Genomic DNA, 23,661 nt, shown 5'->3' with positions numbered 1-23,661 from the left:
ATCAGGGGAAAGGAGAGATCAATGCCGCTTACTCACGTTGCCATTGTCGCCGTGGACGGGTTCAGCCCGTTCCACTACTCCGTCCCCTGCATTCTGTTTGGGGATACCGTTTCCGGTAAAAAGCGTTTTAATGTGACGATCTGCGCCGAAAAGCCCGGACTCCTGACCTCGCCTGACGGCTTCGCGCTCAACGCAACGCAGGATTATTCTGCCATCGGGCAGGCCGATATCGTGGTGGTGCCTTACTGGCAACACGTACTGGCGCGTCCCCCGCAGGCGCTGCTCGACAGCCTGGTGCAGGCCAAAGACCACGGGGCGGAGATCGTCGGGCTCTGTCTGGGGTCATTTGTTCTCGGCTATGCCGGTATCCTGGACGGCAAACGCGCGGCAACCCACTGGGAGTTCGAACGCCAGTTTCAGACGCTTTTCCCGAACGTGCAGCTCGATATCAACGCGCTGTACGTTGATGACGACCGCATCATCACCTCTGCCGGTACCGCCGCCGCGCTGGACTGCTGCCTGTACATTATCCGTCAGCGCTTTGGCGGCGTGGTGGCCAACCAGATTGCCCGGCGGATGATCGTGCCGCCCCACCGCGAGGGCGGGCAGGCGCAGTTTATCGCCCAGCCGGTGCCGGAAACCACCCGCGATGCGCGGATCAACTACCTGATCGACTATCTCCAGCGTAATATCAGCCAGCCGCTCAGCCTGGATGCGCTGGCAGAGAGCGTGGCGATGAGTCGCCGCACCCTGACCCGCCATTTTATGAAAGCCACCGGGATGAGTGTGGCCTCGTGGATCACCGCCGAACGCCTGCGGCGTAGCCAGCTGTTGCTGGAGAGCAGCAATCTGCCGATAGAGGCGGTGGCAGAGCAGGTGGGCTATCTCTCAGCCGTAACCTGGCGTCAGCAGTTTAAGGCCCGCTTTGGCGTCAGCCCGGCGGAGTGGCGCAAAACCTTCCGCACGCAGGCCCAGGCCGGATAAGCGTAGCGCCATCCGGCATTTACCCCAGCCGCGCCATTCTCGTCTCGCCTTCCACCATCGACAGCTGATACAGCGAAAACGATCGATGCTTCTCAATGAGGTTCGCCAGCTCCGGCGAGTGGCTGGTGAGCCAGATCTGCGAATAGCGGCTGGCCTCAGCAATCAGGCTAGCCAGAGCAGGCAGCATCTGCGGATGCAGGCTGTTTTCCGGTTCGTTGAGGGCGATAAAAGCGGGCGGGCGCGGGCTGAGCAGGGCCACCGCCAGACAGAGAAAACGCAGCGTGCCGTCGGAAAACTCTGCGGGCTCCAGCGGCCGGCTTAAGCCTTCGCGCTGCATCATCATCCGGAAACGTCCGCCCGTATTGTCGCTGTAAAAGACGCAGCCGGGGAAAGCCTGGTCGAGAATACGCATCAGCAGCATCTCGTCACCAATCTCGACGATAGTCTGAAACGCGGCCGCCAGGTTTGCGCCGTCGCTGGCCAGCACTGGCGAACGGAACCCCACCTGCGGGGCGCGCATCGCCGAACCGGATGAAACAGAAAACTCATGATAAAAACGCCAGTTACGCAGGGATTCGCGCATCTGCGACACCTCGGGGTAGAGGTGCGGCTCGCCGAGCTGGCCGAAGACCGATTCGTTCTCATACAGGGTGCCGCTGTGGGTCACCTTCTCGTGATGAACATTATTCAGAAACACGGTCTGGTTTTTGCGCTGCATCAGGCGTGCGGAGGGACGCCGCTGATGGCCACTCAGCCAGATGGACTCCTCTTTGATGACCGGATCGAGCTGAAACTGCGAGGGATAAGGCAGCTTTTCGACAAAACCCACCTGCAGTTCATACTCGTAAGTTTCGGTTTCCACCGCCAGATTCATCCGCCGCAGCTGGTCGCTGCGGGTTTTGCCTGCCCAGAACACCTTCAGAATGCCGCCTTCATTCGCCAGCGCCTGGGAAAACTGCCCCTGCGCCGCGCTGTGCATCAGGTGGATGGCTTTATAGATATTCGATTTTCCGCTGCCGTTCGGGCCGAAAACGATATTGAGCTGCTCCAGATCCAGCGACATGTCGCGAATCGAACGGTAGTTTTGAATGTGCAGGGTGTTGATCATGGGCAGACCCTTTTGCGGCTTAAACCTGTATAAAGTTACAGTATTTTAAGCAAACTGCAAAAAAAAGACGACAGTGAGGGTGTCGTCTAAACGGGGTACTGCTTTGGGCCTCTCGGGGTCAATGGGGCCTTCGCATTGTGAATTTCAGGCTACAGCGAGACGCAGACCTAAATCATCCGGGTAGGGATCAAAGTAGTTTTGCGTCATCAGGTACTGGTCAGGATATTCCGCCAGATAGTGCTTCAGCAGCGTGAGCGGGGCGAGAATAGGCAGTAATCCGTCACGGTAATGCAGGATCACGTCGCGCAGTTCGCCGCGCTGGCGGCTGTTAAGCTGGTTACGGAAATAGCCCTGAATATGCATCAGGACGTTAGTGTGGTTTTTGCGCGAGGCGGGTTGCTTCAGGATCGCCATCAGCTTTTCGCGGTACGCCTCGAAGAAAGCGTTCAGATCTTCCCACTCGTGCAGCGAAGCGACAAACGGGCCAATCTCCCGGTAGCCTGCCTGATGATGGGCCAGCAGCTGGAGTTTGTAACGACTGTGGAAGTCCAGCAGCGCGCGGCGCGTCAGGCCATTGGCGCGCAGGGTGTTCAGTTCGTGAAGGGCAAAGACGCGCTCAACAAAATTCTCCCGCAGTACCGGATCGTGCAGGCGTCCATCCTCCTCCACCGGTAGCCATGGCCAGGTTTCAAGGAGCGCAGCGGTGAACAGCCCGACACCCTCCTTGCGGCCCCGGTTGCCGTTTTCATCATAAAGCCGCACGCGTTCCATGCCGCAGCTGGGGGATTTGGCACAGACGATAAAGCCAGCAAGATCGCCGATTTTTGGCAGATAACCCGCCGCAAAATCGGCCATCTTCTGCGTAACGTCTTCGTGAGGCGCTTTGCTGAACCGCATCTGCGTCTCACCGCTGTCGGTCAGGACCAGGCGCAGCGCCGGACGAGGCGTCGGCAGACCAATAGCCATTTCCGGACAGACGGGCCTGAAGTTGACCCACTGGGCCAGCTCATCCATGACAAAGCCCATACGCTTATGACCGCCGTCGAAGCGAACGGCGGAACCGGTTAAACATCCGCTAATACCCAGTACAGGTTTCGTTGTCATGGTGTGTACCTCCAGAGCCTATATCTAAAAGTTACACAACTTGACTATTTTGTCCAAGTATTGGCGAAACTATTTTTTAATGTGTATACATATCAACGATTTTTAGCTGCCCTTATAGGTCGAGTAACCGTACTGGCTGAGCAGCAGAGGGATGTGCAGCTTCTCGTTGGTGCGGGTCACGGTAAACAGCACCGGGATCTCCGGGAAGAATGACTGCAGCTTATTCGCCTGGAAGTACTCTGCGGTTTTAAACGTCACTTTATAGACGCCAGGTTGCATGTCCTGATCGTCTGGATAGAGCGACTTGATGCGGCCATCCTGGTCGGTTTTGCCGCTGGCAACAGGGGTCCATTTGTCCTGCTGCTGTTTTTCCAGCGTGACGCTGACGCCCGGCGGCGGCGTACCGGTTTGCTGGTCAAGAATATGCACGCTCAGCGTACCGACAGGGGCGCTAAAGGCGACAGGAGCAAAGGCCATAGAGGCCAGGATCAGCAGAGGGGCACTTTTTTTCATTGGGTTTTCCTGTGGAGTAGTAAGTCACAGGAAAACGTTAGCATTTGCCGCGCGGGAAAATATTCAACTTTTCGTGACAATTCCCGCAGGAGAAAATCATCGGAGGATAATCACCTCAAGGGAAACCTGCTGCTGCCATTGCTCAACCTGCCTTTTGCGCGCGGCATTGAGCTTACCGCTAGTGACCAACAGCCACTTGCGGTCCGGGAAGATCTCCGGCGCCAGAGCGGCAGGGGGAATGGGCAGGAGGTTGATACGGTGGCCCTGGCCGGTGCGCGCTAAGGCTTCGAGCCAGATTTCGCACGGGTCGTTCAGGTGCCAGCCGCCGAGCAGAAGGTTGTCGCCCGGCGCTTTCTTATCGCCCTCAAGGCAAAACGAGGTATAGGCGATGATAATGCCATCGAGGATCTCGCGCAGGGTCATGGCGGCGGGAACGTTCGCCGAGACCTGGCTACGCAGGGGGCGTAACACCTTCGCGACCAGCTCTGGCCGGGGGTACTCGCGGCCGGCATCGTAAATCATCTGGCGCAGGGATTCGATTTTGCCCGCCTGCAGACGGTCCAGCATGTTCTGTTGCAGCGTTTGCCAGTTATTGGTACGGCTCGGAGCAGGGCGCTCCAGCAGCGGCTTCACCTGGCCAATCGGGACGCCTTTTTTCACCCAGTCGAGGATTTTCAGCGCCTGTTGGACATCCTCCTCGCTGTACTGGCGATGGCCGCCCTCCGTGCGCTGCGGCTTGAGTAAACCGTAGCGGCGCTGCCACGCCCGCAGGGTGGTGGCGGTGATCCCGCTGAGTCTGGCGAATTCGCCGATGGAGTAGGCCATGTCTGCGTCCGAAGGAAAGGATTAATCTCAATATACTACGAATATTTGCCTGCGGGATGAAGCACCAGAGCGGTGCACTACACTTTACATCCAGACGCGCAAATGAAAGGAGCTCTCATGAAACTATGGCCTGTTGTGACCGGTGTCGCCATTGCGCTGACCCTGGTTGCCTGTAAATCCCCTACGCCGCCGAAAGGCGTGCAGCCGATAACCAACTTTGACGCCAGCCGCTATCTCGGCAAATGGTACGAAGTCGCCCGCCTGGAAAACCGCTTCGAACGTGGTCTGGAGCAGGTTACCGCCACCTACGGCAAGCGCAGCGACGGGCAGATCAGCGTTATCAACCGCGGATACGATCCGGTGAAACGCAAGTGGAACGAGAGCGAGGGGAGAGCCTCCTTCACCGGCGCGCCGACCACCGCCGCGCTGAAGGTTTCGTTCTTCGGCCCGTTCTACGGCGGGTATAACGTCATCAAGCTGGACGATAACTACCAGTACGCGCTGGTCAGCGGCCCGAACCGCGACTACCTGTGGCTGCTGTCGCGCACCCCGACCATTCCGGACGCGGTGAAAGAGGATTACCTCAATACCGCACGCAGCCTGGGCTTCCGGGTCGATCAGCTGGTATGGGTGAAGCAGTAAATATCGTGCTTACCGGGGCGGTAAAAGCGGACCCGCAGATGCCGCCCTCTCCTGTGGGGAGAGGGATAAAAAGGACTGGCTCGCCAGGAATTGACTAAATGTGAAACGCCACGCGTTTTCCGTTCGGGAGTTCAACATCCAGGCTTAGTTTACCGCCCATCGCCTCGATATAGCGTTTTAGCGTGGTGATTTTCAGTTCATTGCCACGCTGCTCAAGCTGGGTGATAGCGGGCTGGCTGATGCCCATCACTTCCGCAACGTGTTTTTGCGATAGTTTCAGTTCCTCGCGCATCATTTGCAGGCCCGTTTCCAGAATCATTTCGTCGGCCATTTCTTTGATGCGTTTTTGGCTTTCAGGGGAACGCGAAGCGATCGCTTCATTCAAGGTTTTCAATTTCTTGTCTCCATTGCTGCCAGGTGAGCCGAAAATTCATCATCTGCAATACGAATGAGTCGTTCATAGAATTTTTTGTCATGACTTTTATCGCCTGCGCAAAGCACAATAGCCTGACGCACGGGATCGAAAGCAAAAAATGCACGAATCGGACGGCCATAATATTGAATACGTAATTCTTTCATATTGTTATGTCGCGAGCCTCTGACTGTATCGGCATAGGGACGTGGAAGGCGGGGACCATAGGTTTGCAGGTTTATGAGAGCTGCAAATACCTTTTCCTGAACGCCTTGTTCTTGATCTTCCAGCCACGCTTCAAACACTTCTCCTAAGATTACCGTCCACATGTTGTCATCCTTGATAAGTTGTAGCTTATACCAGGGAATGTATAAGCTACAACTTATAAATGCACGTGCTGTTGCTTGATGTAGATTCGTTTTTCGACCATGCTCGCATCATGAAAATCGAATCCGCATTCCCCTCACAATTTGACCGTCTTGTCGCGATCTGGGAGTCTTCCGTTCGCGCCACTCACCACTTTTTGCAGGAGAGCGATATCGCGACATTACGCCCGTTATTGCTTAACGCCTATTTACCGAACTTAACCGTTGTTATTGCGCGGGATGAAACCGGCGTCATTCATGGCTTTTTAGGTGTGGATGAGAACCGCATTGAAATGCTGTTTGTTGATGATGCGAGCCGGGGGAAAGGCGTCGGCACGCTGCTGCTGAGGCACGCCATTGAACACTTTGGCGCCAATGAAGTGGATGTGAATGAGCAGAACCCGCAGGGGGTTGGGTTTTATCGCTATATGGGGTTTGAGCAGGTCGGGCGAACGGAGCGGGACGGGCAGGGGAATCCGTTTCCGCTGCTGCATATGCGCTATAAGGGTTAATTAAAGCGCGTACTACCCCTTCGCCCCTATGGGGGGAGGGGAAATAACCCCTTAACCCTTTCCTGAAGCCGATCAGTTACTCGTAATTTGCCCCACGATCACGCCACGCACTTTCTCACCGTCGAAGGAATAAGAGACGGTATTGCTTTGGGTAAATCCCTCCTGAACGGGGGTATCCTGATAGAAAAGAACAGCCTCCTTTTTTATAACCTCATTATTTCCAAATGACTGAGCGATATCCTGACGAGTGGTATCAAGCAAAGATATCTTCCCTATGGAAACGCGAATGGATTCTGGCGATGCCACACACTCTTTATGATTGCCGTCTTTAGCTATCGCAATAGCAGTGAGTAACCCCCTCCCCATTTCATTATCGGAAATGAACCAATAATTTACGCCGTCTTGTGAATGCAGGCAGAGCCAGCGAGCAGAGCTGTCTGTCTGAATAGGTATGTCAGCAATATCCGTCAGGGAAGTCGCCTCCATTTGTATGGCTTTGTTGCCGATAGTAATGGTGGGAGAGATAGGCTGTTGTGATACAACTTCTTGGGAATAGAGGTCATCCCGGTAATATTGCTCCGCAAAGCCTGTCATTTTGGCCGCGAAAGCGTGATGGCAGGCTGAAAGTAATATAAGAGTCAGGAACGATAAGCATTTAATTTTGACATTAGCTATTGTTTTCATGTCTGGCACTCATTCTGATTTGTATCGTCGTGAGTATACCGGGCTACTTACTGGCCGCTTGCCAGTCTTTGTTTATAAAATTCTGATTTTTGCCTGGTGATGGGTTTGAGATGAAGGTTACGGGCTGCGGCAGTTGTTCGGTTTTGCTGAACAACTGCATATCTGCTTTGGTTTCGCGTCTGCCGAAACTGTAAGCCTGACTTACAGGTTAAGTAAGAATCAGGTGATCAGCCTGTGATTACACCATGGACAGCGCCCCTTCAATCCCTCTCAGCTTCTGCTGCGCCTGCTTTAATTCGGTGAGAAGTGCCTTCTCATGCGGGTTGTGCGACATCACAACGATGCAGCCATCCATGACTTTCACTGTGACTTTATCTCCGGTATCAAATCCCGCCGCACGCAGCCATTTGCCGGAAAGGATCAGATTTGGCGTACTGCGATCGAGACCTTGCGGGCGATATCCCACAATTAATGTACGCTCAGTTCCGGTTGCGGTGGTGTCTGGGGTAGAATGCGAATCAGCCATAATCAACTCCTTGATAGTTGGTGAGGTTAGACGCTACCGTGTGTTCCTGCACACTGGGGCGTTGATAAAATTGGAGGTTTAGGTGGCCTCCTATATGGTTCAGATTAGATGGATAGGTGGCTCCATGTCAATCATAGCGCGCGAAAAAAAACCAAAAGGCGGTGGGCAATCTCCGCAGTTTAAAATGCGTATTGATCCGGCATTGAAAGAACAGTTGGATGCTGTGGCTGCGGAAGAAGGGGTGAGTCTCGCCAGTTGGTTGAAGGAGCTGGCGAGGGAGGCTTTACGTGCGAAAGGGATAAAGCCTTTAGGCTAGTAAAAAATGTGATTCATTCTGTAGGAGCAAGAAACATGAAATCTTTTTTTGCATACTGAGCATGATTTTTTAGATGCAATTGGTAGATATCAGAATTTAATATTGCGTCAAAAGAGCAGTCAACATTCCATGCTCGAAGATAAAATCCTGCTGTCGCTTCACGTACTTTAACAAATAAAGAACCCCTAATCATTCTATATTCGTATTCAATTGTGTCTTTGAATTTTATTCTTGGGTGTGGAACAATTTCTAATTCAAGAATATTATTCCATTCTAGATCATCACCTATAGTCTCTCCTTTGTCAGCATTTACATTGATTAGGTTAGCTTTAGTTATTCTCGATGGTGAAAAGCTAATGAATTTCTTGTATTTGCTATCATAAGCACGTACATATATTTTTAAGCCATCATCGAAAAGACTATGGGGGGTAATAATTCTCTTTGATGGCCCACTTGTAATAGAGAGATATTCAATTTCTACTTTCTTTTTTTGAGTAATGGCTCTAGTTATTGGAGCAAATGCTTCTTTGCTAGGTATATTAAGACGTTGACATCTATATACATAGTTAATGTCTGTTTTTTCTATTTTCTCAGCTTTTATCCAGCAAAGAATATCAATATCACTTAAATTATAGTAAGGAGAAAAACTCTCATCGTTTATAATATGTTTTTTTGTCTTTGAATCGAAGTAACTGTTTTTACTTTCAGTAATCTCGATATATTTATTTATATCTCTTGTAGCCGATGCTTCTTTGATATTAAACGCCTCCATTAATGAAGACCGGGACACCTCGCCTTTATATATTAAGGAAAACTCAATGTATCTAAGTCGATCACTGTCATGTGGTATAAAAGCTGATATCGGATTCATGCTACCCTCCGTAGGACGTGTTATGCTAAAGCAATACTACATATAGTATTCATGATAGAACAAAGATCAGATTGATGCTATAGATGCTATCAAAATGATCTAACTTTCGCTTGATCCTTCATGGATCCTAGGTATAATCCTAAATAATGATAAAAAGTCACTATGTTGAGGAAATGAGAATGGCAGTTAACAAACCATACGGTGATGGCAAGCGAATCGGTGCTGTGCGTGAACGGAGCCAGTGTCAAACCCCAAGCGGTCATTGGGTCAAACGTGATACAGAAACTGGGCGTTTTATGGATGTGAAAGCGGACAAAACTCCGTTTAAAGGAGTCCGAAAAGAAAAATAGCCGTTACCGGTGGAACGATAACGGCTACTTGTGGTGCTAGTCACTAAAGTGGTGGAACACATTTAGTGAGGATGCTATACGGGAGGTCTCCATCCCGGAGCATAATTCTAAAGCTAAAAAATTATACTCTTTTAGCACCATTTTATCCAGAGATCCCTCCCCAACACAGTTGGGAGATTCTTATGAATCGTTCAAAGATTGTACGTGTTTGCTCTTACGTCCGTTTTCGCTTAGGTCGTTTTGAACATGTATGCGCACATTGGCGTTCATTGCCGCATTAAGGTATTAAGAAAGGGAGGAGAGAAATCTCTTCCTTTTTTATTGTTCAAATAAAAAAGATTTCTAAAAGAGGAAGGCATTGGCGGAAGATCACAGGAGTCGAACCTGCCCAGGACCGCTGGCGGCCCCAACTGGATTTGAAGTCCAGCCACCTCACCGGAGATGACGATCTTCCGCGCCTCGATTGCTACATGGAGGCGGGGCGCATTATAGCTACTTTCAATCATTTACCCCATCTTTTCCCTCACTTATTTCACCCCTTTTTTGACCTGCGTTATCCCTCCAGCGTAAACCTTAAGAAAATCCTCAGCTTACATTTTCCGCGCCCGCACTTTTACCGCGATCACAAAAAACAAGAAACGTAAAAAAGTAACCAGAAAACGCAATACCTGCCCGTGGGTGAATGGTTTACAAAAAATGTAACCGGTCTCAGCGCCCTACGCGTGAAGGAAAAACAATGAAAAGCGAAGTCTTATCCGTCAAAGAGAAAATTGGTTACGGCATGGGTGACGCCGCAAGTCACATCATTTTCGACAACGTTATGCTCTACATGATGTTTTTCTATACCGATATCTTCGGTATCCCCGCCGGGTTTGTCGGCACCATGTTCCTGCTGGCGCGTGCGCTGGATGCAGTCTCCGACCCCTGCATGGGGCTGATAGCCGACCGCACCCGCAGCCGTTGGGGTAAGTTCCGCCCGTGGATACTGTTCGGGGCGATCCCGTTTGGTCTGGTCTGCGTGCTGGCCTACACCACGCCGGACCTCAGCCTGAACGGCAAAATGATCTACGCTGCCGTCACTTACACCCTACTGACCGTGCTCTATACCGTGGTCAACATCCCGTACTGCGCCCTGGGTGGGGTGATCACCAACGACCCGACGCAGCGTATCTCCCTCCAGTCCTGGCGCTTTGTGCTGGCGACGGCGGGAGGCATGCTCTCCACGGTGCTGATGATGCCGCTGGTGAATATGATTGGTGGCGAGAATAAGGCACTCGGCTTCCAGGGCGGTATCGCGGTGCTGTCGGTGGTAGCGTTCCTGATGCTGGCGTTCTGCTTCTTCACCACCAAAGAGCGCATCCAGGTGCCGCCGAGCACCACCTCCATGCGCGAAGATCTGCGCGACATCTGGAAGAACGACCAGTGGCGCATCGTCGGGCTGCTTACCATCCTCAACATTCTGGCGGTCTGCGTGCGCGGCGGGGCGATGATGTATTACGTCACCTGGATCATGGGCTCGCCAGAACTGTTTGTCGCCTTCCTCACCACCTACTGCGTCGGCAACCTGATTGGCTCCGCACTGGCGAAACCGCTTACCGACTGGAAGTGCAAGGTCAGCGTCTTCTGGTGGACCAATGCCCTGCTGGCGGTGGCGAGCGTGGCGATGTTCTTCGTGCCGATGCAGGCCAGCATCACCATGTTCGGCTTTATCTTCGTGATTGGCGTCCTGCACCAGCTGGTGACCCCGATCCAGTGGGTGATGATGTCCGACACCGTCGATTACGGCGAGTGGACCAACGGCAAACACCTCACCGGCATCAGCTTTGCGGGCACGCTTTTCGTGCTCAAGCTGGGTCTGGCGCTGGGCGGGGCGTTAATCGGCTGGATGCTGGCTGGCGGCGGCTACGATGCCGCAGCCAAAACCCAGAACAGCGCCACCATCAGCATTATCATCGCCCTGTTTACCCTGGTACCCGCCGCTTGCTACCTGCTGAGCGCGGTGATTGCCAAACGCTACTACAGCCTGAAGACGCCATTCCTGGTCAAAATCATGAACGATCTGGCGCAGGGCGCGCGACGTAACGAGCAGGAATTTAACACCCTGCCGGTCAGCAAAGAATTGCAGAACTAAGAGGACGAAAGCATGAAAATCAGTGATGGAAACTGGCTAATTCAACCGGGTCTGAACGTGACCTATCCGGTTCAGGTATTCGATGTGGAGCAGCAGGGCAACGACCTGGTGGTCTATGTGGCGCCACGCGACGTGCGCGAGCGCACCTGGCAGCTCGACACCCTGATGTTCACCGTGCGCCTGTTTGCGCCGCAGGAGGGGATTGTCGGGGTGCGTATCGAGCACTTCCAGGGGGCGCTGAATAACGGCCCGCACTACCCGCTCAACGTCCTGAAAGACGTTAACGTGCAGATTGAAAACAACGCGGAGTTTGCTGAGCTGAAAAGCGGCAACATCAGCGTGCGCGTCACCAAAGGCGAGTTCTGGTCGCTGGATTTCTTCCGCAACGGACAACGCATCACCGGCAGCCAGCTGAAAAACAACGGTTACGTGCAGGACGGCAATACCGATCGCAACTACATGTTTGAGCGTCTGGATCTGGGCGTGGGTGAAACCGTCTATGGCCTGGGCGAGCGCTTTACCGCCCTGGTGCGCAACGGCCAGACGGTCGAAACCTGGAACCGCGACGGCGGCACCAGCACCGAGCAGTCGTACAAAAATATCCCGTTCTACCTCACCAACCGCGGCTACGGCGTGCTGGTGAATCACCCGGAAAACGTCTCCTTTGAAATCGGCTCCGAGAAGGTGTCGAAAGTGCAGTTTAGCGTCGAGGGTGAATATCTGGAGTACTTCGTCATCGACGGCCCGACGCCGAAAGAGGTGCTCAATCGCTATACGCAGTTCACCGGGCGTCCGGCGCTGCCGCCAGCGTGGTCGTTCGGGCTGTGGCTCACCACCTCGTTCACCACCAACTACGACGAAGCGACGGTGAACAGCTTTATCGACGGCATGGCGGAGCGCGACCTGCCCCTGCACGTCTTCCACTTCGACTGCTTCTGGATGAAGGCCTTCCAGTGGTGCGACTTTGAGTGGGACCCGGTTACCTTCCCGGACCCGGAAGGGATGATCCGCCGCCTGAAGGAGAAAGGGCTCAAGGTCTGCGTGTGGATCAACCCCTACATCGGGCAGAAATCCACGGTATTTAAAGAACTGAAAGAGAAGGGCTATCTGCTGAAACGTCCGGATGGCTCCCTGTGGCAGTGGGATAAATGGCAGCCGGGGTTGGCGATCTACGACTTCACCAATCCGGAGGCTTGTGCCTGGTACGCCGACAAGCTGAAAGGCCTGGTGGATATCGGCGTCGACTGCTTTAAAACCGACTTTGGCGAGCGCATTCCGACCGACGTGCAGTGGTTCGACGGTTCCGATCCGCAGAAAATGCACAACCATTACGCCTACATCTATAACGAACTGGTGTGGAACGTGCTGAAAGAGACGGTGGGCGAGGAAGAGGCGGTGCTGTTTGCTCGCTCGGCCTCGGTGGGGGCGCAACAGTTCCCGGTTCACTGGGGCGGCGACTGCTACGCCAACTATGAATCGATGGCCGAAAGCCTGCGCGGCGGGCTGTCGATCGGGCTCTCCGGATTCGGGTTCTGGAGCCACGATATCGGCGGGTTCGAAAACACCGCCCCGGCGCACGTCTACAAACGCTGGTGCGCGTTCGGGCTGCTCTCCAGCCACAGCCGCCTGCATGGCAGCAAATCCTACCGGGTGCCGTGGGCGTATGATGACGAGTCCTGTGATGTGGTGCGCCACTTTACCCAGCTGAAATGCCGGATGATGCCGTACCTTTATCGTCAGGCGGCGCTGGCCCGCGAGTTCGGCACGCCGATGCTGCGGGCGATGATGCTCGAGTTCCCGGACGATCCGGCCTGCGACTATCTCGACCGCCAGTATATGCTGGGCGATGCGGTGATGGTGGCGCCGGTATTCAGCGAGGCGGGCGACGTGCAGTTTTACCTGCCGGAAGGGCGCTGGACGCACCTGTGGCATAACGACGAATTGCAGGGCAGCCGCTGGCACAAACAGCAGCACGATTTCAAGAGCCTGCCGGTCTACGTGCGCGACAACACCCTGCTGGCGCTGGGTAACAACGACCAGAAACCGGACTACGCCTGGAACGAAGGCACCGCCTTCCAGCTGTTTAACCTGGCCGATGGCGCCACGGCGGTAAGCGAAGTTCCTGCGGCGAACGGTGCCGTGGCCTTTACCCTGACCGCGACGCGCAGCGGCGATGCCGTCACCCTGAAAGGGAGCGGCGAGGCGCGGAACTGGACGGTCTGCCTGCGCAATGTGCCGCAGATTAGCGGCGTGAAAGGCGCATCTCACATCGGTAGCGAGTGGGGCGTGGTGGTGAAAGCCGAAGGGGATGAGGTGGTGGTTCACCTCTGAGTTGTCTGGAAAAGCCCGGTGGCGCGTTGCTTGCCGGGCCTACGGATCGCGCAGGCTGTGGGTTGTGTAGGCCGGGTAAGGCGAAGCCGCCACCCGGCAATGCAGCGCGCTCTGATGCCCGGCGGCGCTGCGCTTGCCGGGCCTACGGGTCGTGCATGCTGTGGGTTTTGTAGGCCGGGTAAGGCGAAGCCGCCACCCGGCAATGCAGTGCGGTCTGATGCCCGGCGGCGCGTTGCTTGCCGGGCCTACGGATCGCGCAGGCTGTGGGTTTTGTAGGCCGGGTAAGGCGGAGCCGCCACCCGGCAATGCAGCGTGGTCTGATGCCCGGTGGCGCTGCGCTTACCGGGCCTACGGATCGTGCAGGCTGTGGGTTTTGTAGGCCGGGTAAGGCGAAGCCGTCACCCGGCAATGCAGTGCGGTCTGATGCCCGGCGGCGCTACGCTTACCGGGCCCACATTATGGTGCGGGTGGTGGTGCCACCGTATTTACCGCCCCGCCCGTCATCGTCTGGGTCACCTGTTGCTTATCCATATTTACCGCATTCAGCTTGCCGTTAACCGTCGGTTTTAACGGGGAATCTTTCTGCACGTTGCCGCTGGCGGTGAGCTGAAGATTGCCGTCGCCGGACACCGGCAGCGCTGGCCAGCCCCACTGCTGGATAATGTTCAACGGCACGCCGCGCCCGGTCAGATTAACGGTAGTCTGGCGCACCGGGGTCTGCGATACGCTGGCCTTCGCTTCCAGGATCCCTTTCTCGGTAAAGGCGCTCAGTTCATTGATGGCAATCGTCGAGGCGTTGGCGGTAAGCGACAGCGACGGACGGCGCACGTCCACGCGATTAAAGGTGGCGGCCGCACCGTTCAGGGTGGCAGTGCCTGACCAGACCCCCCACTCGCGATCTTTCGCCAGTTGCAGGTTGGTGCCATAGCCGTCGAGCGCGGTGATCTGCCACGGGAAGGCGGCGTCGACATCGATCACCAGGTTACGGCTCAGGCCGAATTTGCGCAGCGTGACGCTGTGCAGCCACTCCGGCAGGGTCGTCATCCACTGTGTTTTCCAGTTTTCCGGCAGGGTGTATTCCAGCCCGGCGACGGCGACATCATCCAGCACCAGGGCTTTACCGCTGCGCAACCAGTTGCCGGAGGTGCGTACCATCCCGCCTTCCCAGCGTGAGGTGAACTGGCGCAGGGCGATCCCTTGCGGGGAGAATTCAGCGTTCAGGATGGGATCGAACAGATGCAGTGAACCGTAGATAAACTCACTGGCGTTCATCGACAGGCGGCCATCCTCGCTTTGCCAGTCGCCCTGGCTGAGGGTCAGGTTGCGCAGGCTTAAATCAAGATCGGTCACCGCCCAGTCCGGCCCCTGCAGACGGGCGTCGGTCACGTCGAGGCGGCCAATCTGCAACGATGGCAGGGTAGTAATCGGGGCAAAAAAGTCGGACAGGGATTTATCACTCTGCAGGCGGATCTCATTCAGGCGCATGTTGTCCACCTTCCAGCCGCCGTTGGCGTCGCGACGCGCGGTGCCGGTGAGCGAGCCCCGGGCCATATCTGCGCCGATGGTGGTCAGCACCACCTCTTTACCGTTCAGTTCACCTTCAATCAGCACGTTGCTGGCCGGGACGCCGTTCAGCGTCAGCGACCCGGCGCTGATCTGGATCTGCGCTTTTTTCCCCAGCACGTTGCCCGCTTCGGGGTCCCAGGGGCGCACGCCGCCGGTCACCTTCTGGGCGCTGAGATCCCATTCAGTGTTCGGGCTGTTAAACGCCATGTTGTTCAGCAGCAGGCGATCGGCCTGGAAGGGGAGCGGGGCAGTCTGGGGCGAGAGGTTCAGCGTGCCGTCAAACAGGGTGATGGTATCCATGTGCAGCGGATCGGTGAGCTGACGGCTGCTCACGCCGATATCCACCATTTTGGCGACCAGCGTCGCGGGTTGGCCGTCGCGCCCGAATGTGACGTTTTTCAGCACCAGGTGCGTGGGCGACGAGAAACGGTGATCCATCAGGTCGAAATTGAGTTCGTAATCGGTGTTTACCGTGATCCAGCTGCTGACGTGCGCTGCGCCCCAGCGCGTTTGTACAAGGATATAGAGCGCGAGGATCGCAATAAGCAGAACGGCCAGAATACCGACGAGAAGCTTTCCAATAAATTTCATGGTCTTCCATCACGTAAAACGAACATAAAGGAGTTATGCACGATTTATACGCAATGCTCAAGGCGGGAATGGTGTAATTACGTGTCACGGCAGCAGTTGCCTGCTGCCGTAAAGGGAGATCAGTTCTTTTCTGGCGGGAAAATCAGGTTCAGGACGATAGCGGTGATCCCACCGGCGGCGATGCCGGAAGAGAGCAGGTTCTTCACCCAGTCCGGGGCAAACTGCAGGATCAGCGGCTGCTGAGAAACACCCAGACCCACCGCCAGCGACAGGGCGATGATCATGATAGCGCGGCGGTTCAGCGGCTCGCGGGAGACGATACGCACCCCCGATGCCGCGATGGTGCCAAACATCACCAGCGTTGCGCCGCCCAGGACCGGCTCAGGAATGTGCTGCACAAAGCCGCTCACCGCAGGGAACAGGCCCAGTAAAACCAGCATCAGCGCCACGACAAAGCCCACGTAGCGGCTGGCAACGCCGGTCAGCTGGATCACGCCGTTGTTCTGGCCGAAGCAGGAGTTCGGGAAGGTGTTGAACACGGCGGAGACAAACGAGTTCAGACCGTTTGCCAGCACGCCGCCTTTCAGGCGCTTCATATACAGCGGGCCAGAGACCGGCTGCTCAGAGACGTCAGAGGTCGCGGTAATGTCGCCGATGGTTTCCAGCGAGGTGATCATAAACACCAGCATCAGCGGCAGCAGCAGGCTCCAGTCAATGCCCAGGCCGTAGTAGAGCGGCGTCGGCACCATGATCAGCGGGCTGTCGGTCGGCGCAACAGACTGCGGCAGCATGCCCATCGCCCAGGCGGCCAGGTAGCCTGCCGCCATGGCGATCACCAGCGAGGCGACGCGCAGGTACGGGTTACGCTGACGGTTAAGCAGAATAATGATCGCCAGCACGATGCCCGCCAGCAGCAGGTTTTTCGGGGCGCCGAAGGTGTGGTCGTTCATCGCCGCGTAGCCGCCGCCGATGGAGGTCAGACCCACCTGAATCAGCGACAGGCCGATAATCATCACCACTACGCCGGAGACCAGCGGGGTAATAATGCGGCGCGCCAGGTGCAGAACGCGGGAGATCACCATCTCGGTGCAGCTTGCCAGCATCAGGGTGCCGAACAGCGCCGCCATCATGGTAGGCACATCCGCGCCGCCGGTTTTCAGCGCTGTACCGCCCATGATCAGCGGGGCAACAAAGTTAAAGCTGGTACCCTGAATCGACAGCAGACCGGAGCCCACCGGCCCCCAGGCTTTAATCTGAATGATGGAGGCCACGCCCGAGGCAAACAGTGACATGCTGATAATGTGCTGGGTGTCCTGCGCCGGTAAACCGAGAGCCTGGCAGATCAGCAGAGCGGGGGTAATAACGGCAACAAACATCGCCAGCAGATGCTGACAGGCGGCAAACAAGGTCTGCGCCAGCGGCGGACGGTCTTCAAGACGGTAAATCAGTTCACTGTTTTGCGTCTGCGCAATCGGTTGCGCATCCTGCTGTTCAATGGCGTTAACGGACATCTGCTGCAAACCCCTGGAGGAAAAGCGGGCATTTTAGCCGAGTGGATGAGAAAAGCAAACGATTGCTAACAAAAAACGTTGATAAATTCACCCGTCCAGGACGGCTTTTTCTGTCCTGATGCGGCAAAGTTCATTACACTCCTGCTCCCGATTGCGCTTATAACACGCAAACGTTACAGGAAAACGCGCATGTTGATGGAGCACGTGCCTTAAAAGGAGCCCACTATGATTCATCTCGATACGTTGTCGACCCTCGTTGCGGCAACTCTCGTTTTACTGCTTGGCCGTAAACTGGTTCACAGCGTTCCCTTCCTCAGAAAATACACCATCCCGGAGCCCGTTGCGGGCGGATTGCTGGCCGCCATCGCGCTGCTGGTGCTGAAAAAAAGCATGGGCTGGGAAATCAACTTTGATATGACCTTAAAAGACCCGCTGATGCTGGCCTTTTTCGCCACTATCGGCCTGAACGCCAACCTCTCCAGCCTGCGGGCAGGCGGGAAGGTGCTTGGGGTGTTCTTAATTGTGGTGGTCGGTCTGCTGGTGATGCAGAACGCCATCGGCATCGGCATGGCGTCGCTGCTGGGGCTGGACCCACTGATGGGCCTGCTGGCCGGTTCGATTACCCTGTCGGGCGGTCACGGTACCGGCGCGGCCTGGAGCAAGCTGTTTGTTGAACGCTATGGCTTCCAGAATGCCACCGAAGTGGCAATGGCCTGCGCCACCTTCGGGCTGGTGTTGGGCGGCCTGATCGGCGGACCGGTCGCGCGCTTTCTGGTGAAGCGCTCCACCAACCCGAATGGCTGCCCGGACGATGAGTTGACGCCATCGGCATTTGAAAAGCCGGACGTCGGACGCATGATCACCTCCCTGGTGCTGATTGAAACCATCGCCCTGATCGCCATCTGCCTGACGGTGGGCAAGGTGATTGCGCAATTGCTGGCTGGCACCGTGCTGGAGCTGCCGGTCTTTGTCTGCGTATTGTTTGTGGGGGTGATCCTCAGCAACGGCCTGGCCCTGATGGGCTTTTATCGCGTCTTTGAGCGGGCGGTGTCGGTGTTGGGCAACGTCTGCCTGTCGCTGTTCCTGGCGATGGCGCTGATGAGCCTGAAGCTGTGGGAGCTGGCCTCGCTTGCGCTGCCAATGCTGGCGATCCTGATCGTGCAGGCCCTGTTTATGGCGCTGTACGCCATGTTCGTTACCTGGCGGATGATGGGTAAAAACTACGATGCGGCGGTGCTGGCGGCCGGCCATTGCGGCTTTGGTCTGGGGGCCACGCCGACGGCGATCGCCAACATGCAGGCCATTACCGAGCGTTTCGGTCCGTCGCATATGGCGTTTCTGGTGGTGCCGATGGTGGGGGCGTTCTTTATTGATATCGTCAACGCGATCGTGATTAAGCTCTATCTGATGCTGCCTATCTTCGGCTGATCAGGCGTTCGAGTAACGCCCGGTCTCTGGCATCCAGCGATCGATTAACGCTGCCGCCTGTTCGGGGTAGCGTTCATGAATATGGCGTGCCAGACGCTGAACTTCGGGGATCATGCCCTGATCGCGCATCAAATCTGCTACTTTAAACTCGGCGTTACCGGTCTGACGGGTGCCGAGCAACTCTCCCGGCCCACGGATCTCCAGATCCTGTTGCGCAATCACAAAGCCGTCATTGCTGTCGCGTAACACCTGCAAACGTTTTTGCGCTGTTTTCGACAGCGGGGCTTTATAGAGCAATACGCAGTGCGAGGCCACCGCGCCACGTCCGACGCGGCCACGCAGCTGGTGCAGCTGCGCCAGACCCAGACGTTCCGGGTTTTCGATGATCATCAGGCTGGCGTTAGGCACGTCCACCCCCACTTCAATCACCGTGGTGGCAATCAGCAGATGCAGTTCGCCCTGCTTGAAGGCCTGCATCACCGCCTGTTTTTCCGCAGGTTTCATCCGGCCATGCACCAGCCCGACGTTCAGCTCCGGCAGGGCCAGCTTTAACTCTTCCCACGTGGCTTCTGCCGCCTGCGCTTCCAGCAGATCGGACTCTTCAATCAGGGTACAGACCCAGTAGGCCTGACGCCCTTCCTGCAGGCAGGCGTTGCGCACCCGATCGATGATGTCGCTGCGGCGCGTATCCGGGATGGCGACGGTGGTCACCGGCGTGCGGCCCGGGGGCAGCTCGTCGATAACGGAGGTATCGAGATCGGCATAGGCGGTCATCGCCAGGGTGCGGGGAATGGGCGTGGCGGTCATGATCAGCTGGTGCGGATGATAACCCTGCTGGAGACCTTTCTCCCACAGCGCCAGACGCTGATGCACACCAAAACGGTGCTGCTCGTCGATAATCACCAGCGCCAGACCGTGGAACTGCACCTGTTCCTGGAAGATGGCATGGGTGCCGACAATCATCTGCACCTGACCGCTGGCAATCGCCTCCTGCTGTGCCTGTCGCGCTTTACCTTTTTGTTTACCGGCAAGCCAGCCCACCTCCACGCCGAGCGGTGCAAACCAGGCGCGGAAATTGTTGGCGTGCTGTTCGGCCAGCAGTTCGGTAGGCGCCATCAGGGCGACCTGTCTGCCGTGGGCAATGGCGCGTAATGCGGCCAGGGCGGCCACCAGCGTTTTGCCCGAGCCTACGTCGCCCTGCACCAGGCGCATCATCGGTACGTCCAGCGCCATATCATGCTCGATCTCGGCGGTGACGCGGGCCTGCGCCCCGGTGGGTTTAAACGGCAGCGAGGCCAGAAGCCTCTCTTTTAAATCGTTACGGGCCGGGAGCGGCAGGGCGTGAAAACGCTGTGCCCCGGCGCGCAGCGCCAGCATGCTCAGGTTGTGCGCCAGTAGCTCTTCGAGAATAAGACGTCGCTGCGCCGGGTGTTGCCCGCTCTCTAAATCGCTCAACAGCAGTGAGGGCGGCGGGCGATGGAGAGTACGCAACGCATCCGGCAGGCTCATCATCCCCTGCGCCAGCTCCGGCGGCAGAAGTTCGGCAATGGCACAGGTGTCCAGCAGCTCCAGCGCCTGATCGGTCAGCTTGCGCAGCGTCGCCTGCTTAACGCCTTCGGTGGTCGGATAGACCGGCGTCAGCGTCTCCTGCATCTCCGGCGTGCTGAGATCGCCCTGCACGCGGTACTCCGGGTGGATCATCTCCGCGCCATATTTCCCGCGTTTGGCTTCGCCATAGGCCAGCACCCGTCGTCCAGTGGCGAGGCTGTTTTTCATTGCCGCATTGAAGTTAAAAAAGCGCATCGTCAGGATGCCGGAGCCGTCGCTGATCTGGCAGGTCATCATCCGGCGACCGCCGAAGGTGATGTTGCAGTTCAGGACTTCGCCTTCAACGGTGGCGTAAATGCCAGGCAGGAGTTCACCAATCTGGTAAAGCTGAGTGCGGTCTTCGTAACGCAGGGGGAGGTGCAGGAGGAGATCCTGCACGGTATGCAGGCCAATTTTCGCCAGTTTGCTGCTCTGGGCTGCGCCAACACCCGTCAGGGAATTGAGCGGCACAGCATCCAGCAGACGGCCCTGCATAATTTACTTCGCCGCCTGCATCGTCGCCCACCACGTCGCATCGGCTTCAATCTCGCCCTGCAGATTCACGTGGGGGTACGGTAATTTTTTCTGCTTCGCCACTCTGGCCAGCACCGGATAACCGCCTTCAAACAGCAGGCGCTGCTGCTCATCGTCCGGCAGCATACTGTTCTCGCGTTTGTACATCCCGGCATTTTGCCGCTGACGCTGGGCTTCATACAGAATGAGGGCGGAGGCCACGGAGACGTTCAGCGACTGCACCATGCCGATCATCGGAATGATGATGTCCTGATCCGCCAGATCTAAGGCTTCCTGGGTGATCCCCGTCTTCTCCTGACCCATCAGAATGCAGGTCGGGCGGGTGTAATCAATTTCACGGAAATCGACGGCTTTGTCGGAAAGGTGGGTCGCCAGAATCTGCATGCCGCGCCCTTTCAGATGCGAAATGGCTTCGCCAATAGTGTCGTGGGCTTTGACCTGTACCCAGCTGTTGCTGCCTGCGGCAGCCGAGGCCATAGGACGCATCCGCGTCCCCTTCCAGACGGCGTGCACTTCATGCACGCCGACGGCATCAGCGGTACGAACGATAGCAGCAACGTTATGAGGTTTATGCACCTGCTCCATGCACACCGTCAGATCGGGCTGACGCCTGGCGAGCATTTCGCAGATCCGGGCATAACGCGTTGAGTTCATAAAACTAGTTTCGGTTACGGGTGACTTTAATGACGTCAGCCATCACGCGGATTTTACGCATGATATTCGCCAGATGCACACGGTCACGCGCGGTCAGACGAATAAAGGCGCTGTAGACCCGGCCATCCTTCTCTTCGGTATTCAGGCTATGAATATTCGAAGAGGCGGTATTGATCGCCGCGGTCAGGTTCGCCAGCGCGCCCTGGTGGTTGAACATATCTACCTTGATCTCGGTGATAAATTCCTGCTCGGTCTCTTTATCCCACTCGACCGCCATAAACTTCTCTGGCTCTTTCTGATAGCCGCGGATGTTACGACAGGATTCGTGATGGATAACCAGACCTTTACCCGGGCTGACGTGGGCGATAATCGGATCGCCAGGGATAGGGCGGCAGCACTTGGCAAAGGTGATCAGTACGCCGTCGGCGCCCTTGATCGGCAGATGACCGTGGCTGGTTGATGACGGCTGCGGCACCGAGGTTTCACCCTGCTGCAGGTTCTTCGCCACCACCACGCTCATCGCGTTGCCAAGACCGATCTCTGCCAGCAGGTCATCAAGCGAGGCGAGCTTCATACGCTCCAGCTCGTGCTGAATGCTCTCTTTCGGGATCTCAGCCAGCTTGCGGCTACCCCCCAACGCATGGTTGAGCAGACGACGACCCAGGCTGACGGAGTCATCGCGTTTGAGGTTCTTCAGCAGCTGACGGATCTTGGCGCGCGCTTTCGAGCTCACGACGAAGTTGAGCCACGCCGCGTTCGGACGCGCGCCTGGGGCGGTAATGATTTCTACCGTCTGGCCACTGGTCAACGGCTGTGACAGCGGATACGGCTGCCTGTCGACGCGTGCCCCCACGCAGGCATGACCGATATCGGTATGCACGGCGTAGGCGAAGTCGACCGGCGTGGCACCAGCAGGCAGCTCGACAATGCGCCCTTCTGGTGTGAAAACGTAAATCTCATCCGGGAAGAGATCGGATTTAACGCTCTCGATGAATTCAAACGAGCTACCGGCGCTCTGTTGCAGCTCCAGCAGGCTCTGCATCCAGCGCTGGGCGCGGATTTGCGCGGTAGTGCTGGTTTCGCCGTGCTCTTTGTAGGCCCAGTGCGCGGCAACACCCATCTCCGCCATCTGATCCATATCTTCGGTACGAATTTGCACCTCAACCGGCACGCCGTGCGGGCCAATCATCGAGGTGTGCAGAGACTGATATCCGTTCGCTTTTGGAATGGCGATATAGTCTTTCATTCGGCCCGGACGCGGCTTATAGAGGCTGTGCATCTGACCGAGCACGCGATAACAGGTGTCGGCGTCATGAACGATCACGCGGAAGGCGTAGATATCCATGATCGAGTGAAAACGCTGCTCTTTAAGCACCATTTTGCAGTAGATAGAGTACAAATGCTTTTCGCGACCGCTGACGCGACAGGGAATACCGGCTTCCTGCAAACGCCCTTCGATTTCCGAGAGGATCTTCTGAATCATCTCTTTACGGTTGCCACGCGCGGCTTTCACCACCTCTTTGATCACACGGAAGCGGTTCGGGTACAACGCTTCAAAACCCAGCTCTTCCAGCTCGGTTTTAATGTGATGAATACCTAAACGGTGCGCCAGTGGGCTGTAGATTTCGAGGGTTTCACGGGCAATACGGCGACGTTTGTCCGGGCGAAGCGAGCCCAGCGTGCGCATATTGTGGGTACGGTCGGCAAGTTTGATCAGAATGACGCGGATATCCTGCACCATCGCCATGATCATCTTGCGAAAGTTTTCGGCCTGCGCCTCTTTCTTGTCGCGGAAATTCAGCTTGTCAAGCTTAGAGACCCCTTCCACTAGTTCGGCAACGCTTTTGCCAAACAGCTGTTCCATATCCTGGTAGGTGGCAGGGGTGTCTTCGATCACGTCATGCAGCAGGGCGGCCATCAGTGTTTCATAGTCGAGTTTCATCTCGGCCAGAATACAGGCCACCGCTACCGGGTGCGTGATATAGGGTTCACCGCTTGAACGTGTCTGACCCTCGTGAGCGTCACGTGCAACGAGATACGCCTGCTGGAGACGTTTAATCTGATCTACCGGCAGGTAGGTTTGAATCAGTTGATTCAGGCTTTCAAACAGATACAA

The 23,661-nt window shown here is 56.3% G+C and carries 22 protein-coding genes and 1 tRNA gene; 8 read left to right on the top strand and 15 right to left on the bottom strand.

Annotated features, from left to right (window positions below):
- Positions 1-21 precede the first annotated feature (21 nt).
- Positions 22-984: a GlxA family transcriptional regulator gene (locus tag ACT3IC_RS09170; RefSeq protein ID WP_214421462.1), complete on the top strand. Its 963-nt coding sequence runs from the start codon at positions 22-24 to the stop codon at positions 982-984.
- A gap of 19 nt (positions 985-1,003) precedes the next feature.
- On the opposite strand, the gene ACT3IC_RS09165 is transcribed toward ACT3IC_RS09170, so the two are convergent.
- The 4 genes from ACT3IC_RS09165 to ACT3IC_RS09150 all read right to left on the bottom strand — a co-directional run bounded on the left by ACT3IC_RS09165 (position 1,004) and on the right by ACT3IC_RS09150 (position 4,534).
- Positions 1,004-2,092 (bottom strand): AAA family ATPase, encoded by a 1,089-nt coding sequence (locus ACT3IC_RS09165; RefSeq protein ID WP_159340366.1) that lies wholly within the window; start codon positions 2,090-2,092, stop codon positions 1,004-1,006.
- A gap of 144 nt (positions 2,093-2,236) precedes the next feature.
- Positions 2,237-3,196 carry a YbgA family protein gene (locus tag ACT3IC_RS09160; RefSeq protein ID WP_103177681.1) on the bottom strand — a complete coding sequence of 320 codons (960 nt, stop codon included), beginning with the start codon at positions 3,194-3,196 and terminating at the stop codon, positions 2,237-2,239.
- A gap of 102 nt (positions 3,197-3,298) precedes the next feature.
- Positions 3,299-3,709: a hydroxyisourate hydrolase gene (gene uraH, locus ACT3IC_RS09155; RefSeq protein WP_114385495.1), complete on the bottom strand. Its 411-nt coding sequence runs from the start codon at positions 3,707-3,709 to the stop codon at positions 3,299-3,301.
- A gap of 96 nt (positions 3,710-3,805) precedes the next feature.
- The gene (locus ACT3IC_RS09150; RefSeq protein ID WP_473477218.1) at positions 3,806-4,534 is read right to left on the bottom strand and encodes a MerR family transcriptional regulator; all 729 of its coding nucleotides are present in this window, start codon (positions 4,532-4,534) and stop codon (positions 3,806-3,808) included.
- 117 nt (positions 4,535-4,651) lie between these two features.
- Here ACT3IC_RS09150 and ACT3IC_RS09145 point away from each other — a divergent pair, with 117 nt between their 5' ends.
- On the top strand, positions 4,652-5,176 hold the full coding sequence (locus ACT3IC_RS09145; protein ID WP_103177683.1) for a lipocalin family protein: 525 nt from the start codon (positions 4,652-4,654) through the stop codon (positions 5,174-5,176).
- A 94-nt stretch (positions 5,177-5,270) separates the two neighbouring features.
- Here ACT3IC_RS09145 and ACT3IC_RS09140 read toward each other — a convergent pair whose 3' ends face one another.
- A complete protein-coding gene (locus tag ACT3IC_RS09140) occupies positions 5,271-5,570 on the bottom strand; it encodes a helix-turn-helix domain-containing protein (RefSeq protein ID WP_103177684.1) in 300 nt (99 codons plus the stop codon).
- A complete protein-coding gene (locus tag ACT3IC_RS09135; RefSeq protein WP_103177685.1) occupies positions 5,567-5,917 on the bottom strand; it encodes a type II toxin-antitoxin system RelE/ParE family toxin in 351 nt (116 codons plus the stop codon). Before ACT3IC_RS09135 ends, ACT3IC_RS09140 begins: the two co-directional genes overlap by 4 nt.
- Positions 5,918-6,027: 110 nt before the next feature.
- On the opposite strand from ACT3IC_RS09135, the gene ACT3IC_RS09130 reads away from it, so the two are divergent.
- Complete coding sequence (locus ACT3IC_RS09130; RefSeq protein ID WP_263950102.1) at positions 6,028-6,465, top strand: acetyltransferase; 438 nt, start codon at positions 6,028-6,030, stop codon at positions 6,463-6,465.
- Between the two features lie 72 nt (positions 6,466-6,537).
- Here the strand turns inward: ACT3IC_RS09130 and ACT3IC_RS09125 are convergent, their stop codons facing one another.
- A complete protein-coding gene (locus tag ACT3IC_RS09125; protein WP_473477213.1) occupies positions 6,538-7,149 on the bottom strand; it encodes a hypothetical protein in 612 nt (203 codons plus the stop codon).
- A gap of 238 nt (positions 7,150-7,387) precedes the next feature.
- Positions 7,388-7,675: a SymE family type I addiction module toxin gene (locus ACT3IC_RS09120; RefSeq protein WP_473477210.1), complete on the bottom strand. Its 288-nt coding sequence runs from the start codon at positions 7,673-7,675 to the stop codon at positions 7,388-7,390.
- 124 nt (positions 7,676-7,799) lie between these two features.
- On the opposite strand from ACT3IC_RS09120, the gene ACT3IC_RS09115 reads away from it, so the two are divergent.
- Entirely contained in the window at positions 7,800-7,991 is a 192-nt protein-coding gene (locus ACT3IC_RS09115) for a toxin-antitoxin system HicB family antitoxin (RefSeq protein ID WP_263950099.1), read from the top strand.
- Positions 7,992-8,004: 13 nt separating this feature from the next.
- Here ACT3IC_RS09115 and ACT3IC_RS09110 read toward each other — a convergent pair whose 3' ends face one another.
- Positions 8,005-8,862, bottom strand: a complete 858-nt coding sequence (locus ACT3IC_RS09110) for a BrxR family transcriptional regulator (RefSeq protein WP_473477207.1) — start codon at positions 8,860-8,862, stop codon at positions 8,005-8,007.
- A gap of 179 nt (positions 8,863-9,041) precedes the next feature.
- Here ACT3IC_RS09110 and ACT3IC_RS09105 point away from each other — a divergent pair, with 179 nt between their 5' ends.
- The gene (locus tag ACT3IC_RS09105) at positions 9,042-9,212 is read left to right on the top strand and encodes a hypothetical protein (protein WP_164725120.1); all 171 of its coding nucleotides are present in this window, start codon (positions 9,042-9,044) and stop codon (positions 9,210-9,212) included.
- A 359-nt stretch (positions 9,213-9,571) separates the two neighbouring features.
- Here ACT3IC_RS09105 and ACT3IC_RS09100 read toward each other — a convergent pair.
- Positions 9,572-9,666 (bottom strand) — tRNA-Sec (locus ACT3IC_RS09100).
- Positions 9,667-9,948: 282 nt separating this feature from the next.
- On the opposite strand from ACT3IC_RS09100, the gene ACT3IC_RS09095 reads away from it, so the two are divergent.
- Together ACT3IC_RS09095 and yicI are read left to right on the top strand one after the other, a co-directional pair.
- A complete protein-coding gene (locus ACT3IC_RS09095) occupies positions 9,949-11,343 on the top strand; it encodes a glycoside-pentoside-hexuronide family transporter (RefSeq protein WP_473477204.1) in 1,395 nt (464 codons plus the stop codon).
- A gap of 12 nt (positions 11,344-11,355) precedes the next feature.
- Positions 11,356-13,674 carry an alpha-xylosidase gene (gene yicI / locus ACT3IC_RS09090; protein ID WP_473477201.1) on the top strand — a complete coding sequence of 773 codons (2,319 nt, stop codon included), beginning with the start codon at positions 11,356-11,358 and terminating at the stop codon, positions 13,672-13,674.
- Between the two features lie 456 nt (positions 13,675-14,130).
- On the opposite strand, the gene ACT3IC_RS09085 is transcribed toward yicI, so the two are convergent.
- Both ACT3IC_RS09085 and ACT3IC_RS09080 read right to left on the bottom strand, forming a co-directional pair.
- Positions 14,131-15,831 (bottom strand): AsmA family protein, encoded by a 1,701-nt coding sequence (locus ACT3IC_RS09085; RefSeq protein WP_473477198.1) that lies wholly within the window; start codon positions 15,829-15,831, stop codon positions 14,131-14,133.
- A 119-nt stretch (positions 15,832-15,950) separates the two neighbouring features.
- Entirely contained in the window at positions 15,951-17,342 is a 1,392-nt protein-coding gene (locus tag ACT3IC_RS09080) for a nucleobase:cation symporter-2 family protein (protein WP_159340418.1), read from the bottom strand.
- Between the two features lie 225 nt (positions 17,343-17,567).
- On the opposite strand from ACT3IC_RS09080, the gene gltS reads away from it, so the two are divergent.
- The gene (gene gltS / locus ACT3IC_RS09075; protein ID WP_156653678.1) at positions 17,568-18,770 is read left to right on the top strand and encodes a sodium/glutamate symporter; all 1,203 of its coding nucleotides are present in this window, start codon (positions 17,568-17,570) and stop codon (positions 18,768-18,770) included.
- Here the strand turns inward: gltS and recG are convergent, their stop codons facing one another.
- Genes recG through spoT form a run of 3 tightly spaced genes read right to left on the bottom strand, consistent with a single transcriptional unit; the run spans position 18,771 to position 23,661 of the window.
- A complete protein-coding gene (gene recG / locus ACT3IC_RS09070; RefSeq protein WP_159340417.1) occupies positions 18,771-20,852 on the bottom strand; it encodes an ATP-dependent DNA helicase RecG in 2,082 nt (693 codons plus the stop codon).
- Positions 20,853-20,855: 3 nt separating this feature from the next.
- A complete protein-coding gene (gene trmH, locus ACT3IC_RS09065) occupies positions 20,856-21,545 on the bottom strand; it encodes a tRNA (guanosine(18)-2'-O)-methyltransferase TrmH (protein ID WP_159340416.1) in 690 nt (229 codons plus the stop codon).
- A 4-nt stretch (positions 21,546-21,549) separates the two neighbouring features.
- Positions 21,550-23,661, bottom strand: a complete 2,112-nt coding sequence (spoT, locus tag ACT3IC_RS09060) for a bifunctional GTP diphosphokinase/guanosine-3',5'-bis pyrophosphate 3'-pyrophosphohydrolase (protein WP_103177696.1) — start codon at positions 23,659-23,661, stop codon at positions 21,550-21,552.

The sequence above is a fragment of the Leclercia sp. GHBNCSD genome (assembly GCF_055805075.1).
Note: the sequence above shows the minus strand (reverse complement) of the source record. Positions and strands in the feature narration are given on the sequence as shown.

Bases quoted from the DNA above. Each gene is read 5' to 3' on its own strand.
- yicI (WP_473477201.1), top strand. From the start codon at position 11,356: ATGAAAATCAGTGATGGAAACTGGCTAATTCAACCGGGTCTGAACGTG.
- ACT3IC_RS09170 (WP_214421462.1), top strand. From the start codon at position 22: ATGCCGCTTACTCACGTTGCCATTGTCGCCGTGGACGGGTTCAGCCCG.
- ACT3IC_RS09125 (WP_473477213.1), bottom strand. From the start codon at position 7,149: ATGAAAACAATAGCTAATGTCAAAATTAAATGCTTATCGTTCCTGACT.
- ACT3IC_RS09145 (WP_103177683.1), top strand. From the start codon at position 4,652: ATGAAACTATGGCCTGTTGTGACCGGTGTCGCCATTGCGCTGACCCTG.
- ACT3IC_RS09150 (WP_473477218.1), bottom strand. From the start codon at position 4,534: ATGGCCTACTCCATCGGCGAATTCGCCAGACTCAGCGGGATCACCGCC.
- ACT3IC_RS09080 (WP_159340418.1), bottom strand. From the start codon at position 17,342: ATGTCCGTTAACGCCATTGAACAGCAGGATGCGCAACCGATTGCGCAG.
- ACT3IC_RS09160 (WP_103177681.1), bottom strand. From the start codon at position 3,196: ATGACAACGAAACCTGTACTGGGTATTAGCGGATGTTTAACCGGTTCC.
- ACT3IC_RS09115 (WP_263950099.1), top strand. From the start codon at position 7,800: ATGTCAATCATAGCGCGCGAAAAAAAACCAAAAGGCGGTGGGCAATCT.
- ACT3IC_RS09095 (WP_473477204.1), top strand. From the start codon at position 9,949: ATGAAAAGCGAAGTCTTATCCGTCAAAGAGAAAATTGGTTACGGCATG.
- ACT3IC_RS09105 (WP_164725120.1), top strand. From the start codon at position 9,042: ATGGCAGTTAACAAACCATACGGTGATGGCAAGCGAATCGGTGCTGTG.
- trmH (WP_159340416.1), bottom strand. From the start codon at position 21,545: ATGAACTCAACGCGTTATGCCCGGATCTGCGAAATGCTCGCCAGGCGT.
- recG (WP_159340417.1), bottom strand. From the start codon at position 20,852: ATGCAGGGCCGTCTGCTGGATGCTGTGCCGCTCAATTCCCTGACGGGT.
- gltS (WP_156653678.1), top strand. From the start codon at position 17,568: ATGATTCATCTCGATACGTTGTCGACCCTCGTTGCGGCAACTCTCGTT.
- uraH (WP_114385495.1), bottom strand. From the start codon at position 3,709: ATGAAAAAAAGTGCCCCTCTGCTGATCCTGGCCTCTATGGCCTTTGCT.
- ACT3IC_RS09130 (WP_263950102.1), top strand. From the start codon at position 6,028: ATGAAAATCGAATCCGCATTCCCCTCACAATTTGACCGTCTTGTCGCG.
- ACT3IC_RS09135 (WP_103177685.1), bottom strand. From the start codon at position 5,917: ATGTGGACGGTAATCTTAGGAGAAGTGTTTGAAGCGTGGCTGGAAGAT.
- ACT3IC_RS09110 (WP_473477207.1), bottom strand. From the start codon at position 8,862: ATGAATCCGATATCAGCTTTTATACCACATGACAGTGATCGACTTAGA.
- ACT3IC_RS09120 (WP_473477210.1), bottom strand. From the start codon at position 7,675: ATGGCTGATTCGCATTCTACCCCAGACACCACCGCAACCGGAACTGAG.
- ACT3IC_RS09085 (WP_473477198.1), bottom strand. From the start codon at position 15,831: ATGAAATTTATTGGAAAGCTTCTCGTCGGTATTCTGGCCGTTCTGCTT.
- ACT3IC_RS09165 (WP_159340366.1), bottom strand. From the start codon at position 2,092: ATGATCAACACCCTGCACATTCAAAACTACCGTTCGATTCGCGACATG.